Here is a 13,712-nt window from a genome sequence, read left to right on the forward strand (position 1 = left end):
GAAGCGGGACTGTCCCTCTCGAAACATCCGCCTCTGCGTCTCTGCGCGAGATACGGAGTTCGGTCTTCCGCTTTTGGATCCCTTGGCGCCTCGGGGCCTAATCCTTCGATTTTCCCTGTTTTTTCTCCAACTCCTCCACCCGCCTGCGCAATTCGTTACTGAGGGTCACCTGGCCGTCGAGAACGCAGCCACGCCGACCGGGGATGCACTCCCCGCCGAGTTTGCGGCAGCAGTCGCCACTGGCGTCATAGTTGATGCAGGCGAAGGTCATCTGTTACTCCGGCAGTTTCCAGGCCACCCGCTCATCCCCCTGCCGCAGGGTGTATTTCTTCGCGTCCCAGTATTCGAGCAGCGCCTGGACCTGCTTGCGCGCCGAGCCGAACAGGTCGCGGAACTGGGCGAGGGTGAGGGTCTTTTCGTCGGCAAAATGGTTTTTCAGCAGGTCGAGAGCTTTGCGATAGCTGTCGGCGTGGAGGAAATTCTCCTCGTTCAGGCGCACCAGGATACCCTGGTTGAAGAGCAGTTGCAGCAGCGGTTCCGCCTGTTCAAGGGTCATGCCGATCTGGCCGAGCATTTCCCGGTGGTTCTTCGCCTGCGGACCGGCGCTGCGGTAGAGTTCGACGATGCGGTCCAGCTGTTTCTGCATGGCCGGGTCAATTCTGATCTCGAAGCCTTTTTCTGCCAGCCATTCATCGTTCTGCACCAGTTCGCCTGATACGAGCAGCCGGTTGAGCAGGGCGTCGAAGCCTTTCTGCTTCAGCTGTCCGGGAAGAACTCCCTTGAGGGTCGCTTTGGCCATCCCCGGCTGCAGCGGTTGGTCGCGGTGCCATTTCCTGACAGCATTCAGCAGCAGTTTCTGCCAGTGCCGGAAGGTTTCGCCTGCCGTCCATTGACCCGCCAGTTCTTCGACCAGGCCGGATTCCGCCAGCGCCTGCAGGTGATCCTCGATACGGTCGCGGCCGAGTCCGGACGCGGTTTCAAGTTCGCGTAATCCGGCGCAGCAGAGTTCCTGCAGTTTCTGCAGCAGAAAGGCCCGTTCTCCCGATTCGAGCTCCTTCAGTCCCTGCATGACTTCATCGCGGAAGCGTTTGTGGCGGGCCGGCCTGGGATCGATCACGCTGCCGCCGCCGATGGTGGTGACCGGCGAGTAGGAGCGGATGATGAAACGGTCCTGGCGGTGGGCGACCAACGGCCGGTCGAGGTGGATCTGGACCAGCGCGCTCTCACCCGGACGCAGCACATCGCGGTCGAGCAGGGCGACCAGGCCGACCGCCCGGCCGGTGCCGATCAGCAGGTGGACCGGGTCGCGGAAACGCAGCGGGCGGGGGGCGGTTTCCAGCAGGCCGAGGCGCACGTCGAGACGGCGGGTCTGGGTGAAGATGCCGGGCGTGGCGATCACCGTGCCGCGTCGCAGCATGCTTCGGTCGAGACCTGCGAGATTGAGGGCGACCCGTTGCCCGGCCGCGGCTGTTTCGACCTTCCGGCCATGCACTTGCACCTCGCGTACCCGCACCTGCAGTCCCCGCGGCAGCACTTCGACCTGGTCGCCTGTGCCCACCCGGCCGCTGAGCAGGGTGCCGGTGATCACGGTGCCGAAACCGGCGACACTGAAATGGCGGTCGATGGGCAGCCGCAGGGGCCCGTCGGCCGGTTTCGGTTCGATGCGCCGGACTTCTTCGGCGATGGTCCGTACCAGCTCCGGGATGCCGGTGCCGTCGATGGCGGCAACCCGGCAGCAGGGCGCTCCCTCAAGGAAGCTGCCGGCGACCTCGTCGCGGATTTCTTCCTCCACCAGGTCGACCAGATCCTCTTCGGCCTGGTCGCACTTGGTCAGCACGATGATGCCGCGCGGTATCTGCAGCAGCCGGAGAATCTGCAGATGCTCGCGGGTCTGCGGCATTACCCCCTCGTTGGCGTCGACCACCAGCAGCACCAGGTCGATGCCGCCGATACCGGCGAGCATGGTGTTGATAAAACGTTCGTGGCCGGGGACGTCGACCACTCCGGCCAGGGTGCCGTCCGGCAGGCGGAAGGGGGCGAAGCCGAGTTCGATGGAGATGCCGCGCTGCTTCTCCTCCTTCAGGCGGTCGGTTTCGACCCCGGTCAGGGCGCGGATCAGGACCGTCTTGCCATGGTCGACATGGCCGGCGGTGCCGATGATGATATGGCGTGGTTCAGGCATGGATCAATGGTCCGGGGCGTTCAGTGCCGCAGCCAGGCAGCGGCAAAGCAACGGCTCCTCTTCGGGGAGGACGGTGCGTGGATTGAGCAGCAACTGATCGTTTTGGATACGGCCGACCAGCGGTGGTTCGCCCTGTCGCAGGCGGGCGGCCAGGGCTTCAACGCTGCCATCGGGCAGGCGCAGGGCCAACGCCCAGCCGGGCAGTTCTGTCAACGGCAGGGCGCCGCCGCCGACCCGGGAGACTTCCGCGAGAATCTCGACCGCCACGTGCCCGCCGCAGGTTTTTTTCAGTGTGGCGGCCAGTTTGCGGCAACGCCTGCGCAGATTCCCGGCACTTTCACCAAGCATGCGCAGCACCGGGATTTCCCGCAGAGCCCGTTCCCGGTCAAGGTAGGGACGCAGGGTTGCTTCCAGCGCCGCCAGGGTCATCTTGTCGATGCGCATGGCACGCGCCATCGGATGGCGGCGGATTTTGTCGATCGCCTCCCGGCGGCCGACGATCAGGCCGGCCTGAGGGCCGCCGAGCAGCTTGTCGCCGCTGAAGGTGACCAAGTCGACACCGGCGGCCACGGTTTCGGCGACGGTCGGTTCGTGCGGCAGACCGTATTCGGTGAGGTCGATCAGCATGCCGCTGCCGAGGTCTTCCAGCACCGGCAGGCCGTGTTCAGCGGCCAGGCCGACCAGGTCGGCGGCCGGTACCGCTTCACTGAAGCCGACGATCCGGTAGTTGCTGGTGTGAACCTTGAGCAGCAGGCCGGTCTGCTCGCCGATGGCGGCGCGATAGTCGCGCAGGTGGGTCTTGTTGGTGGCGCCGACCTCGCGCAGTTGTACACCGCCGGCCGCCATCACCTCGGGGATGCGGAAGGCGCCGCCGATCTCGACCAGTTCGCCGCGTGAGACGATGGCCTCTTTCCCCTTCGCCAGAGCGGTCAGGGCCAGCAGCACGGCGCCGGCGTTGTTGTTGACCACGGTCGCCGCCTCGGCACCGGTGAGTTTGCAGAGCAGGTCCTCGACATGGCTGTAGCGGTGCCCGCGGCCACCGTTGTCAAGATTGAATTCGAGGTTGGAATACCCCCGCGAAACCCTCTCAACCGCCCGCAGGGCGGCGTCACTCAAGGGGGCGCGGCCGAGGTTGGTGTGCAGCAGGGTGCCGGTGGCGTTGATGACCGGCCGCAGGTTCGGCCGGTGGAGTTGCCGGGCCTGCCCGGCGGCCCGTTGCGCGACTGAGTCGATATCGAGGTCGGCAGTGGTGAAGGCTTCCGGGCGATCCAGAATCTCCCGTCGCAGGCACTCGACCGTGGTCTGGCAGGCTTCCAGTTGCAGGGCGTGCGGGATGTCGGTGGCCAGGTCGAGAAAGGGAGCGGACTGGAGCAGCTTGTCCACGGCGGGGAGGTTGCGCAGCAGGGTCTGTTTGTCTCTCATTATGCGAACTCCAGGCCGGAATTGATGACAAATTTGTGTATCAAATTCCCGTACAATTTACAACCTGCGATTATGATCGGGACAGATCCTGATCCTTCTCGTTTTTCTTGTCCCTCTCATGAATGCCTGTTTCAGTCCATGCGATCTCTCGCGTTTTTCATGCCGTCAAAAATCTGCGTGGCAACTTTATCCGGGAATCCTGCCGGGAGTTTGCCGGCAACGTCATCAATAACCCTGTCCATTTCGCCAGCTATCCTGTCTATGATCTGCGACATTTCGTTTTCCGGAAAGTTGCATTTCTTCGCAGTTGACAGCCAGTGCCTGCGAAAAATGCCATCCCATTTACGATGGCGGTTTTTCCCTCGAACAGCCATTGCCATGGAAATCTCTTTCTTGCTTTTAAGGATCGGGTAGGCCGAGATGATGTCATATGCCGGGGTGAGCTGAAACGCCCCATGGGGCAGCAGGAAAATACTGAAGTTTTTCGCATGCCCGTCAGGAGCCCCCAAGAGCCAGAACAGAAAGACCTGGGTCATGAACAGCTTGCGGTCCTCGAGACCGTTCTCGGATCCCAATAGCAGGTCCATGATGTCTTCTATGCCAGGCCCGCCATCAGATTCGTATTTAAGATTTGGCGGAATGTTCAGGCTCTGGCACATGTCTTCCTGGGGAAGACGAATAAGCCATGATTTGTCAGTTGACCAACGTCGATCAAATCGTTCCACGATGAGAACTTTTGTGCCTTCAAATGTCATTATCTCCGTGTTGGCCACAGGGATTTCATAGGCTTTCAGGATGGCATGGCAAAGCCATTCATTTTCTACGCTGTCGCTCAAATCCATGCCGCCAGGTTCAATGCGGCCGATCGGGAGCTTGAAGATGTGACTCGTCGGGGTCATCCCCTGGGGCCGATGCCACTCATCGTCAAGTCGCAGGAGCGCTGTTTTTTCCTGTGCCCCGGCTATCGAGATGCGAAACTCTTTATCCTCTCGCATGCCCAAAGGCATGGTCCTGTAGTTTTTAAGTATTTCAGCAATTTCTGCGTTACTTAATGGCTCGGATTCTATTTTCTGGACATCGACTTGAGTATCTTCATGCAAAAGTTGTATTGCGCCGACGCAATCGCTGCCAATATGCCATAACAGATCAAACCCTCGGTTTGATCTGGCCCCAAACCTTTTCTGGATACGGTTTCTTATCGGCTGGCTGTCAGGGAGAAGGTTGTCGAAATAGTTTTCGACTTCATCACCCGAATAAGTCTGATCTGTTAAGGGCATTGACAGCGACAAGGGGCGTCCGGATTTACTGTCCAGCCATGTCGCGTCGTATTGGAATGCGAGATTTCCGTTTGAAGCCCTGGAAAGAAGCCCCACTTTTTCACCGTTCATAAAAATGAACAATTCAGAACCTCGTCGTTTTCGACCCATTTACCAGGTGTCTCCTTCGCTCATGTCGGATGTTTTTTCTCGGGGCCTCACGATCAATTCCATGTCCAGGGCCGCTAATATCCGGAAGAGTGTATCGATTCGAGCGTTGGACTCACCTCTCTCAATTTTAGATATGGTTGTTTGGTCAACGCCCACGAGTTTTCCGGTCTCCGTCTGGTTGAGACCTTTACTTTTTCTCACGGATTTCAGGATTATCCCAAGGCTTTTGGAGTTGACAGCTTTTGTTCTCATCACGGGCTCCCTGGCGTTCTGCTGGATTCTTTATCCTGAATCAGTAAGTTTCTGTTGGATGGAGAGTGCAAGGGCTTGGTCTGAATGAGGTTTCCGAAAATCTGAAGCGCACCCATAGGTTCGCTGGTGATTTTTGGGAAGCTCAGGCGGAGCAATGACTTGTGCTGTCTGCCGACAAGGAGCTCACTGATTCAGATTTATGGTTATTAAGCCATAAAATCAGTTTATAGTCAATGGACTATAAAATAAAAATATAGCTTAATGGCCATAAAATGAATTTATGTTCAATGGGCATAAAGGTGGAGGGGATGGTTGGGAAACTGAAAAAGCGCCGGTTGTCAGGCGCTAAGGAGGGTTGGCGGGAGTAGATGGGAATCGAACCCACCAGGGACGGATCACGCCCCCCACCGGTTTTGAAGACCGGGCGCGGCACCAGCCTACGAACTACTCCCTTAAATTCGGGTTTTCAGCGGGTCTTTTCACTCAACTCTGTGTCAGATGCTCAACTCCTTGTGCGGCGTACCGGGGTACGCCTCCGCGTCGTTATCACATCTTCCTTGATTTGAGCGAAAATCCCTCGCTGAAAATCCCGAATTTGTTTTCAGCGGGTCTTTTCACTCAACTCTGTGTCAGATGCTCAACTCCTTGTGCGGCGTACCGGGGTACGCCTCCGTGTCGTTATCACATCTTCCTTGATTTGAGCGAAAATCCCTCGCTGAAAATCCCGAATTTGTTTTCAGCGGGTCTTTTCACTCAACTCTGTGTCAGATGCTCAACTCCTTGTGCGGCGTACCGGGGTACGCCTCCGTGTCGTTATCACATCTTCCTTGATTTGAGCGAAAATCCCTCGCTGAAAATCCCGAATTTAGTTTTCAGCGGGTCTTTCTGCATGACGAAAGAGTCCTGATTATAGTGATAACGCGCTGTATCAACAAGTGTTTTGAGACTATTTCCGTTTTTTTCGGCTTTTGCGCAGTTCCGGGTGCGGGCTGAGCAGGGCGATGGTTTCGACGTGCGGGGTCTGCGGGAACATGTCATAGGGCTGCAGCTTGTCGACGCCCATGCCGTGGGATTCGAGGATCGCCAGATCGCGGGCCAGGGTCTGCGGGTTGCAGGAGACGTAGACCATCTTTTTCGGCTGCAGGCTGGCGACCTGCTCCAGCACCTCCGGGGCGCAGCCGGTGCGCGGCGGGTTGACCACCACGCGGGTTCCTGACGGCAGTCGGGCGACCAGTTCGGCGACCACCCGGGCGGTATCACCGGCGATGAAGCGGCAGTTGTCAAGTCCATTTCTTTTGGCGTTCTGTCCGGCATAGTGGACCGCTTCCTCAACCATTTCCACCCCGGTGACCTCTGCCCCCTTTGCTGCCAGGTGCAGGGCGATACCGCCGATACCGCAGTAGAGGTCGAGGGTCGGCTCACCTTTTTGCGGCTGCAGCCAGTCGGTCACCTGACGGTAGATGCGGGCCGCCTGGTCGTGGTTGACCTGCAGGAAGGAGGTCGGGCCGAGGTGAACGGTGAAATCACCGAGTTGGTCGCGCAGATCGGGGGCGCCGAGCATTTTCAGGGTTTCGCGACCGAGGATGGCGTTGCCGCTGCCGGGGTTGACATTCTGGTGGATGGCGACCACCTCGGGAACCTTCTTCTGCAGCCACTTGGCGAGGTGGGTGAGGCTGCGGTAGTCGCGGCGGCCGGTGACCAGGGTCACCAGGGCCCTGTTGTTGGCGGGACTGACGCGGATCAGCAGGTAGCGCAGCAACCCGTCCCCTTGGCGCGGATCCCAGACCGAGAGTTTCTGGTGGAGGATCTCTTCGCGGACGACGTCGATAATGCGATTGATCAGCGGATGGTGCAGCGGACAGTTTTTCAGGTCGACGATCTCATGACTGCCGCGCCGGTAGAGACCGATGCGCAGGTGCCGGTGCCGGCGGCCGATAGCCAGTTTGGCGCTGGTGCGGTAGCCGAGTTCCTGCGGGGCGGCGATGACTTCGGGGACCGTGACTCTTTTCAGCCCGGCTTCCTGCATCGCCCGGATGACCTGCTGCCGCTTGAAGTCCAGTTGCGCCCGCGGCTGCAGTTCGATCAGTGGGCACCCCTGGCAGGCCTGGGCCTGTCGACAAGGGGAGGGACGCCGCAACGGTGAAGGCTGGATGACTCGCTGCCGGCGGGCGATGATCCGCCGCTGCCCCTTGTGCAGGATGGTCGCCTCCAGCTTTTCGCCGGGGAAAGCCCCCCAGGTCAGGACTTCTTTTCCCATGCTGCGGCACACGCCGAGCCCGTCCTCGTTGAGGCGGTCGATGGTGAGTTCGAGATGGTTGTCATGGGGCTGTTTCGGTGCCGGTTTTTTCACTCATAGACTCCTGATGAAATAGTCTCGGCGACCATAAGCCGAGCGGAACTCTCTGTCAATCGCCTTCGCCCCTTGACCGCGGCGGTCGGGCGACCGTACACTGCGCTCTGCGGGCAGGTGGATGACAAGTTTTCAGTGCTGAGTGTCGGCAGACCAACTGAGGATTTCTCCCTCACTCCCCCTTTAAGCAAGGGGGAGGATTCTCTTTCGCTTACCAAAGGGTTGACGTTCTTGGCGTGCTTGGCGCCTTGGCGGCGGCTTTTATCTAGATCAGGATCAATCCAATGAGCAGAACGACTCGTCAGATTCAGGTGGGTGATGTGAAGGTCGGCGGTGGCGCTCCGGTTTCGGTGCAGTCGATGACCAATACCGATACCCGTGACAGCGTGGCGACCCTGGCGCAGATCGGCCGGATAGAACAGGCCGGCTGCGAAATCGTGCGCTGCGCCGTGCCCGACCGGCAGGCGGCCGAGTCCCTGGCCGCGATCTGCGCCGGCAGCGGCATCCCGGTGATCGCCGACATCCATTTTGATTACCGGCTGGCACTTGAGGCAGTGGAATCGGGGGTGGCGGGCCTGCGCATCAATCCCGGCAATATCGGTGAGCGCTGGAAAGTGCAGGAGGTGGTCAGGGCCTGTGCCGAAAAGCGGCTGCCGATCCGTATCGGTGTCAATGCCGGTTCGCTGGAGAAGGAGCTGCTGCGGAAGTATGGTCATCCGGGAGCCGAGGCGATGGCGGAGAGCGCTCTCGGTCATATCCGCATCCTTGAAGAACTGAACTACGACCAGATCAAGGTCAGTCTCAAGGCCTCCGATATCCGCCGTACGGTCGAGGCTTACCGGCTGCTGGCGGCGCAGGTCGATTATCCGCTGCACATCGGCATCACCGAGGCCGGTACCAGTTTCAGCGGTACGGTCAAGAGCGCCGTCGGTCTGGGGGTCCTCCTCTACGAGGGCGTCGGCGATACCCTGCGGGTGTCCCTGACCGGCGACCCGGTTGAGGAGGTGCGGGTCGGTTTCGAAATCCTCAAGAGTCTCGGCCTGCGCGAACGGGGACCGGTCTTCATCAGCTGTCCGACCTGTGGTCGCTGCCAGATCGACCTGATCGAAACCGCCGAAGAGGTGGAAACGCGTCTCAGCGGTCTGCCGGTGCCGCTTACCATCGCCGTCATGGGGTGCGTGGTCAACGGTCCGGGGGAAGCGCGCGAAGCGGATCTCGGCATCGCCGGCGGCAAGGGGCAGGGGCTGCTGTTCCGCAGGGGAGAGATCGTCCGCAAGGTGCCGCAGGCTGAGTTGGCCGACGCGCTGGTCGAGGAGGCCGAGCGGATGGCGGCCGAGCGCCGCAAATCCTGAACCCGGCTCTTTCTGCCGCGTCGCCTGTTTGTGGAGTGGCGATCCTCTCAAGGTCTGCTAGTCTTTGGTTGATACCTGAATCCGTGAGTTCCTGTTGGATGGAGAGTGCAAGTGCTTGGTCTGAATGAGATTTTCAAAAATCTGAAGCGCACCCATAGGTTCGTTGGTGATTTTTGGGGAAGCTCAGGCAGATCAATGACTTGTACTGTCCGCCGACAAGGGACTCACTGATTCAGGTGATACCATTTATTCAGGAGGAATGCCCATGGACTGGCAGAGCTTTTTCTCCGGGGACGCGTTCACTGACTACGTGATTCCCTGGGTGATCAACATCGGTCTGGCGGTTGCCGTTTTTATTATCGGACGGATTGTCGTCGGCATCATCACCGGGTTGATGCGCAAGCTGCTGACCAAGGCGAAGATGGATGAAATCCTGGTCGATTTCATCTGCTCGATAGCCCACGCGGCGCTGGTGCTGTTTGTTATCATCGCCGCCCTTGACCAGCTCGGAGTCGATACCACATCACTGATCGCCCTGCTCGGTGCCGCTGGCCTGGCGGTCGGCCTGGCGATGAAGGATTCGCTGCAGAATTTCGCCGCCGGGGTGATGCTGATCATTTTTCGCCCCTTCCGGGCGGGGGATTATGTCGAGGTCGCCGGAACCGCAGGGACGGTTGAGAAGATCAGTATTTTCAGTACTATACTGAAAACCCCGGACAACTGCGAGGTCATCGTTCCCAACGGCAATATCTACGGGGACAACATCAAGAACTATGCGGCCCGCCCGACCCGGCGCATCGACCTCAAGTTCGGTATCGGTTACGAGGACGATATCCGGCAGGCTCGCGACATCATGCTGCGGCAGATCCGGGCCGATGAACGGATCCTTGAGGATCCCGAACCGGTGGTGGCGGTTGCCGAGTTGGCTGACAGCAGCGTCAATTTCGTCGTTCGGCCCTGGGTTGAAACCGCTGATTACTGGGTGGTTCGTTTTGACCTGATCGAAAAGATCAAGCTCGCCTTTGATGCCGAGGGCATCTCGATTCCCTATCCGCAGATGGATGTCCACCTCGAACAGCCCGCCGCAGTCGTGGCGGCCGGAAGCTGATGGAAATTTTCGGTATCGATATCGGCGGCACCGGGATCAAGGCCGCGCCGGTCGATGTGGCCCGTGGTCGCCTGCTGTGCGAACGCCGTCGTCTGCCGACGCCGCAGCCGGCGACGCCGCCTGCGGTGGCGCGGGCGGTGACGGAACTGGTGCGGATTTTTTCCTGGAGCGGGCCGATCGGCTGTGGTTTTCCCGCGGTGGTTCGTAACGGCGTGGCATTTTCGGCGGCCAATATCGACCGCTCCTGGGTCGGGGCCGATGCCGGGGCGCTGCTGTCGGAGGCGACCGGTTGCCCGGTGCGGCTGATCAATGATGCCGATGCCGCCGGGCTGGCCGAGATGCGTTTCGGGGCCGGGCGCGGCGTCGGCGGAACGGTGATCATGGTGACCATCGGCACCGGGCTCGGCTCGGCCCTGTTTCGTAACGGGGAGCTGCTCCCCAACAGTGAACTCGGTCATCTCTATCTTGCCGACGGCACCATGGCCGAGCACTTTGCCTCCGCCCGTGTCCGCAAGGCTGAAGGACTCTCCTGGCAGCAGTGGGCGGGGCGTTTCAGTCTGCACCTGCAGCAGCTGGAGCGGCTTCTCAACCCCGATCTTTTCATTCTCGGCGGTGGCGGGAGTAAGAAACATACGGAGTTCATCGATCTGCTCAAGGTCGAAACGCCGGTCAGGGTGGCACGCTACTTCAACGATGCCGGGATTGTCGGCGCCGCTCTGGCTGGATGTCCGCAGGCGTTGCAAGGTGGTGCCGCCGATGGCATAATTCAGGCCTGAAACCGAGGACTTGCCGGTTCGGGAGTCCCCCTCGCGATGTTTTCAGTATGGAGGTTCGATGCGTCTGCTGGTTGTTGTCCTTGTTCTCTTCTGTTCGGTTGTTTCCAGTCCGGCGGCCGAAACCGCGGTCACTGCCGACCAGGTGGTGAACCGTTTCCTGCAGCGGGACCTGATCGGCAGTCGTCTGACGCCGGAGGAATGGAAAACCAACATCGCCACCCTGGTCGGCTGGAAGACCGAGCCCGACTGGGCGGTGCTGGTGGTGGTGGAGAGCTACCGGGCCAAGCCGGTCCAGCGCGCCCCCGACGGGCTCCGTGCCGTGGTTGAATACCGGGTTCTCGGCGAACTGCTTGACGGACAGTGGATTCCGCGCAAGAAGAGCCCTGAACTGCAGCGGGTCAACTTTCTGCTCGACCGGCAGGATGGGCGGTGGCAGGTGAAGCGGCCGGTTCAGCCGCCGCATATTTCTCTAGCCACGGCGATTCGACAGCTTGAAGCCGCCGCCGGCGAGTTTCAGCAGGCCGGCCGCCAGGCCATGCTGCAGCAGTCCCTGCAGCAACTGCGGACGCTGCGGGACGCGGGATCATGACGTCCCGGAAAGAAGGTTTCCAGGCTTGTGCCTGAAGCAGCCGATGCCACACTGATTCAGATCGCGGGTCGTGAAATTCGTATTCAAATTTCAATCTGTTATCGGGAGGTTCGTCTCTGTCATCCGAGGAGAGGTGCAAAATGGCTGTACAGAAGTTGATTGATGATTTGAAAAATGGCAGTGGTATCAAACGTTCCCGTGCCGCGGCCGAACTGGGTCACTGCGGCGATCTCGCCGCCGCCGCCGCCCTGATCGGCGCCCTTGAGGATACCAATGCCACGGTACGCAGTAATGCCACCTTCGCTCTCGGTGAACTGGGAGTGCGTGAAGCAGTGCCGCAATTGGTCCCGATGCTGAAGGATGACGATGAGTGGGTCCGCAAGAGCGCGGCCAAGGCTCTCGGGCTGCTGAAGGCCGAAGAGGCCCTGCCGCACCTGGAAGCGGCCCTGGATGATCCCTCGGATGTTGTCCGCAGCAATGTCAGCCGCAGCCTGGAGCAGATCCGTGGTGTGATATCAGGTTCTTGAGTTTTTTTAATTTTCAAGTATTATTGTTCGATACGCATCGTTTCCGGCGCAACATGGAGGTTGGACCTGAATCAGTGAGCCCCTTGTCGGCGGACAGCACAAGTCATTGACCTGCCTGAGCTTCCCAAAAATCACCAGCGAACCTATGGGTGCGCTTCAGGTTTTTGGAAATCCCATTCAGGCCAAGCACTTGCACTCTCCATCCAACAGGAACTCACGAATTCAGGTTGTAAATAAGCCGCGAAAGGAGGGTGGAAGATTGCCGGAGGCGCTATCCATTCAACCCTTTTCATGGAGGAAAAGAACGATGAAACGTTTGTTTGTTGCTGTGCTGCTGGTTGTGTCGAGCCTGTTTGTCTTCAGTCTGCCGGCTGGTGCCGCCGAGGTGCCGTTGCAGGCTCAGGTCAAGACAGGCGCTGTCAATGTCAATGTTGCTACGACCAGGGAATTGCAGAAGCTGCCCGGAGTCGGCCAGGTGACCGCTGAGCGGATTGTCGCCTTCAGGGACGCCAACGGCCCTTTCGCTTCGGTCGACGCCCTTATCAAGGTCCAGGGGATCGGCAGGAAAACGCTGGAAAAGATTCGTCCGCTGGTGGTGGTTGAGTAATTCCGATTCCCTGCCCGGTTTTCCATCAAACGGAGCAGAGCCCGCCGGGCAACCGGCGGGCTTTTTCAATAAAATGTGAGCTGTGAGATGTTTTTTGAGATTTTTTTGAGATGGCGAGGCTATACTCGCAACTTCTTTCTGTTGATGGCGTCGCAAAAACTCACCAGCAGCTGCGTTGCTGCGTTTGTCTCGCTGCTTCAACGTACGTAAGTACGCCTCATTGCTCGACAATCGCGCGCCTTGCTGCCGGCGCTTTTTGCTTAGCCAACACTCTTGATGCTTTTTGCGAAAGCATCTTTTGTTCAGCCGATCGAGGTGTTTTTTTCATGCAGTATGAAACCAGGGCACGCTCCATCTTCAAGGCCCTTTCGTGGCGCACCTGGGCCACCATCACCACGGCGGTCATCGTCTTCGCCTTTACCGGACGGTTCGCCCTGGCGCTGACCGTCGGCGCCCTGGAAGTTGTTGCCAAGATGGCGCTCTATTTTTTTCATGAGCGCCTGTGGCAGAAGATCCGCTGGGGGAAGAAAGAGGTGCCGGCCTTTGTCCTCTGGTTTACCGGTCTGCCCGCCTCCGGTAAAAAAGCCGTGGCCGACAGGGTGTACCAGCTGCTGAAAGACCGGGGGCTCAAGGTTGAACGTCTCGACAGTCGTGATGTCCGCCCCCTTTTCCCCGAAACCGGCTTCTCTCCGCCCGAGGTCAACCGCCACGTCAAGCGCTCCGGCCATCTCTGCGCGATGCTGGAAAAGAACGGGGTCAGCGTGGTCGCGTCCTTTGTTTCTCCCTACCGTGAAAGTCGTGAATTCGCCCGGCGGATGGCCGCGACCTTTGTCGAGGTTCACATGCGTTCGACGCCGGAGGCCTGTATGAAGCGGGACAGCAAGGGGCATTACGCCAGGGCCCAAAGAGGAGAATTCAAATATTTCCCCGGCGTGGATGTCGCCTATGAGCAGCCGCGGCAGCCGGAAATCGTGATCGACGTGGAGCAGACTCCTGCCGAGAGAGCCGCGGAGCAGGTGCTTGACTACCTGAAGAAACATGTCCTGGTCGAAGGCCGACGTTTGAAGAAGTCGCTCCCTGCCGCCGAAGTTTCTTTTGACGAACCCTGACCCACGGTCGA

General features: G+C 59.6%; 13 protein-coding genes and 1 tRNA gene. 7 read left to right on the top strand and 7 right to left on the bottom strand.

Annotated elements, in window-relative coordinates:
- Nucleotides 1-97: 97 nt before the first annotated feature.
- The 7 genes from C2E25_RS17665 to rlmD form a co-directional block, all read right to left on the bottom strand.
- On the bottom strand, nt 98-271 hold the full coding sequence (locus C2E25_RS17665) for a hypothetical protein (protein ID WP_199177393.1): 174 nt from the start codon (nt 269-271) through the stop codon (nt 98-100).
- 3 nt (nt 272-274) lie between these two features.
- Nucleotides 275-2,182, bottom strand: coding sequence for a selenocysteine-specific translation elongation factor (gene selB / locus C2E25_RS09185; RefSeq protein WP_103115456.1), 1,908 nt, complete (start codon nt 2,180-2,182; stop codon nt 275-277).
- A gap of 3 nt (nt 2,183-2,185) precedes the next feature.
- On the bottom strand, nt 2,186-3,604 hold the full coding sequence (gene selA / locus C2E25_RS09190; RefSeq protein WP_103115457.1) for an L-seryl-tRNA(Sec) selenium transferase: 1,419 nt from the start codon (nt 3,602-3,604) through the stop codon (nt 2,186-2,188).
- A gap of 131 nt (nt 3,605-3,735) precedes the next feature.
- On the bottom strand, nt 3,736-5,031 hold the full coding sequence (locus C2E25_RS09195) for a type II toxin-antitoxin system HipA family toxin (protein WP_103115458.1): 1,296 nt from the start codon (nt 5,029-5,031) through the stop codon (nt 3,736-3,738).
- Nucleotides 5,032-5,283, bottom strand: coding sequence for a helix-turn-helix domain-containing protein (locus C2E25_RS09200; RefSeq protein ID WP_103115459.1), 252 nt, complete (start codon nt 5,281-5,283; stop codon nt 5,032-5,034).
- Between the two features lie 356 nt (nt 5,284-5,639).
- Nucleotides 5,640-5,735 (bottom strand) — tRNA-Sec (locus tag C2E25_RS09205).
- A 494-nt stretch (nt 5,736-6,229) separates the two neighbouring features.
- Nucleotides 6,230-7,633 (bottom strand): 23S rRNA (uracil(1939)-C(5))-methyltransferase RlmD, encoded by a 1,404-nt coding sequence (gene rlmD / locus C2E25_RS09210; protein WP_233189383.1) that lies wholly within the window; start codon nt 7,631-7,633, stop codon nt 6,230-6,232.
- Between the two features lie 284 nt (nt 7,634-7,917).
- On the opposite strand from rlmD, the gene ispG reads away from it, so the two are divergent.
- From ispG to cysC, 7 genes are all read left to right on the top strand, one after another.
- On the top strand, nt 7,918-8,985 hold the full coding sequence (gene ispG, locus C2E25_RS09215; protein WP_103115460.1) for a flavodoxin-dependent (E)-4-hydroxy-3-methylbut-2-enyl-diphosphate synthase: 1,068 nt from the start codon (nt 7,918-7,920) through the stop codon (nt 8,983-8,985).
- 265 nt (nt 8,986-9,250) lie between these two features.
- On the top strand, nt 9,251-10,093 hold the full coding sequence (locus tag C2E25_RS09220; protein WP_199177394.1) for a mechanosensitive ion channel family protein: 843 nt from the start codon (nt 9,251-9,253) through the stop codon (nt 10,091-10,093).
- Entirely contained in the window at nt 10,093-10,869 is a 777-nt protein-coding gene (gene ppgK, locus C2E25_RS09225; RefSeq protein WP_103115462.1) for a polyphosphate--glucose phosphotransferase, read from the top strand. Before C2E25_RS09220 ends, ppgK begins: the two co-directional genes overlap by 1 nt.
- 58 nt (nt 10,870-10,927) lie before the next feature.
- Entirely contained in the window at nt 10,928-11,458 is a 531-nt protein-coding gene (locus C2E25_RS09230) for a hypothetical protein (RefSeq protein ID WP_103115463.1), read from the top strand.
- Nucleotides 11,459-11,598: 140 nt separating this feature from the next.
- Entirely contained in the window at nt 11,599-11,985 is a 387-nt protein-coding gene (locus C2E25_RS09235) for a HEAT repeat domain-containing protein (protein ID WP_103115464.1), read from the top strand.
- A 307-nt stretch (nt 11,986-12,292) separates the two neighbouring features.
- Nucleotides 12,293-12,592 (top strand): ComEA family DNA-binding protein, encoded by a 300-nt coding sequence (locus C2E25_RS17670; RefSeq protein ID WP_199177395.1) that lies wholly within the window; start codon nt 12,293-12,295, stop codon nt 12,590-12,592.
- 326 nt (nt 12,593-12,918) lie between these two features.
- Complete coding sequence (gene cysC / locus C2E25_RS09245) at nt 12,919-13,701, top strand: adenylyl-sulfate kinase (protein ID WP_158247203.1); 783 nt, start codon at nt 12,919-12,921, stop codon at nt 13,699-13,701.
- Nucleotides 13,702-13,712 lie beyond the last annotated feature (11 nt).

Source organism: Geothermobacter hydrogeniphilus, assembly GCF_002898515.1.
Classification (GTDB): domain Bacteria; phylum Desulfobacterota; class Desulfuromonadia; order Desulfuromonadales; family Geothermobacteraceae; genus Geothermobacter_A.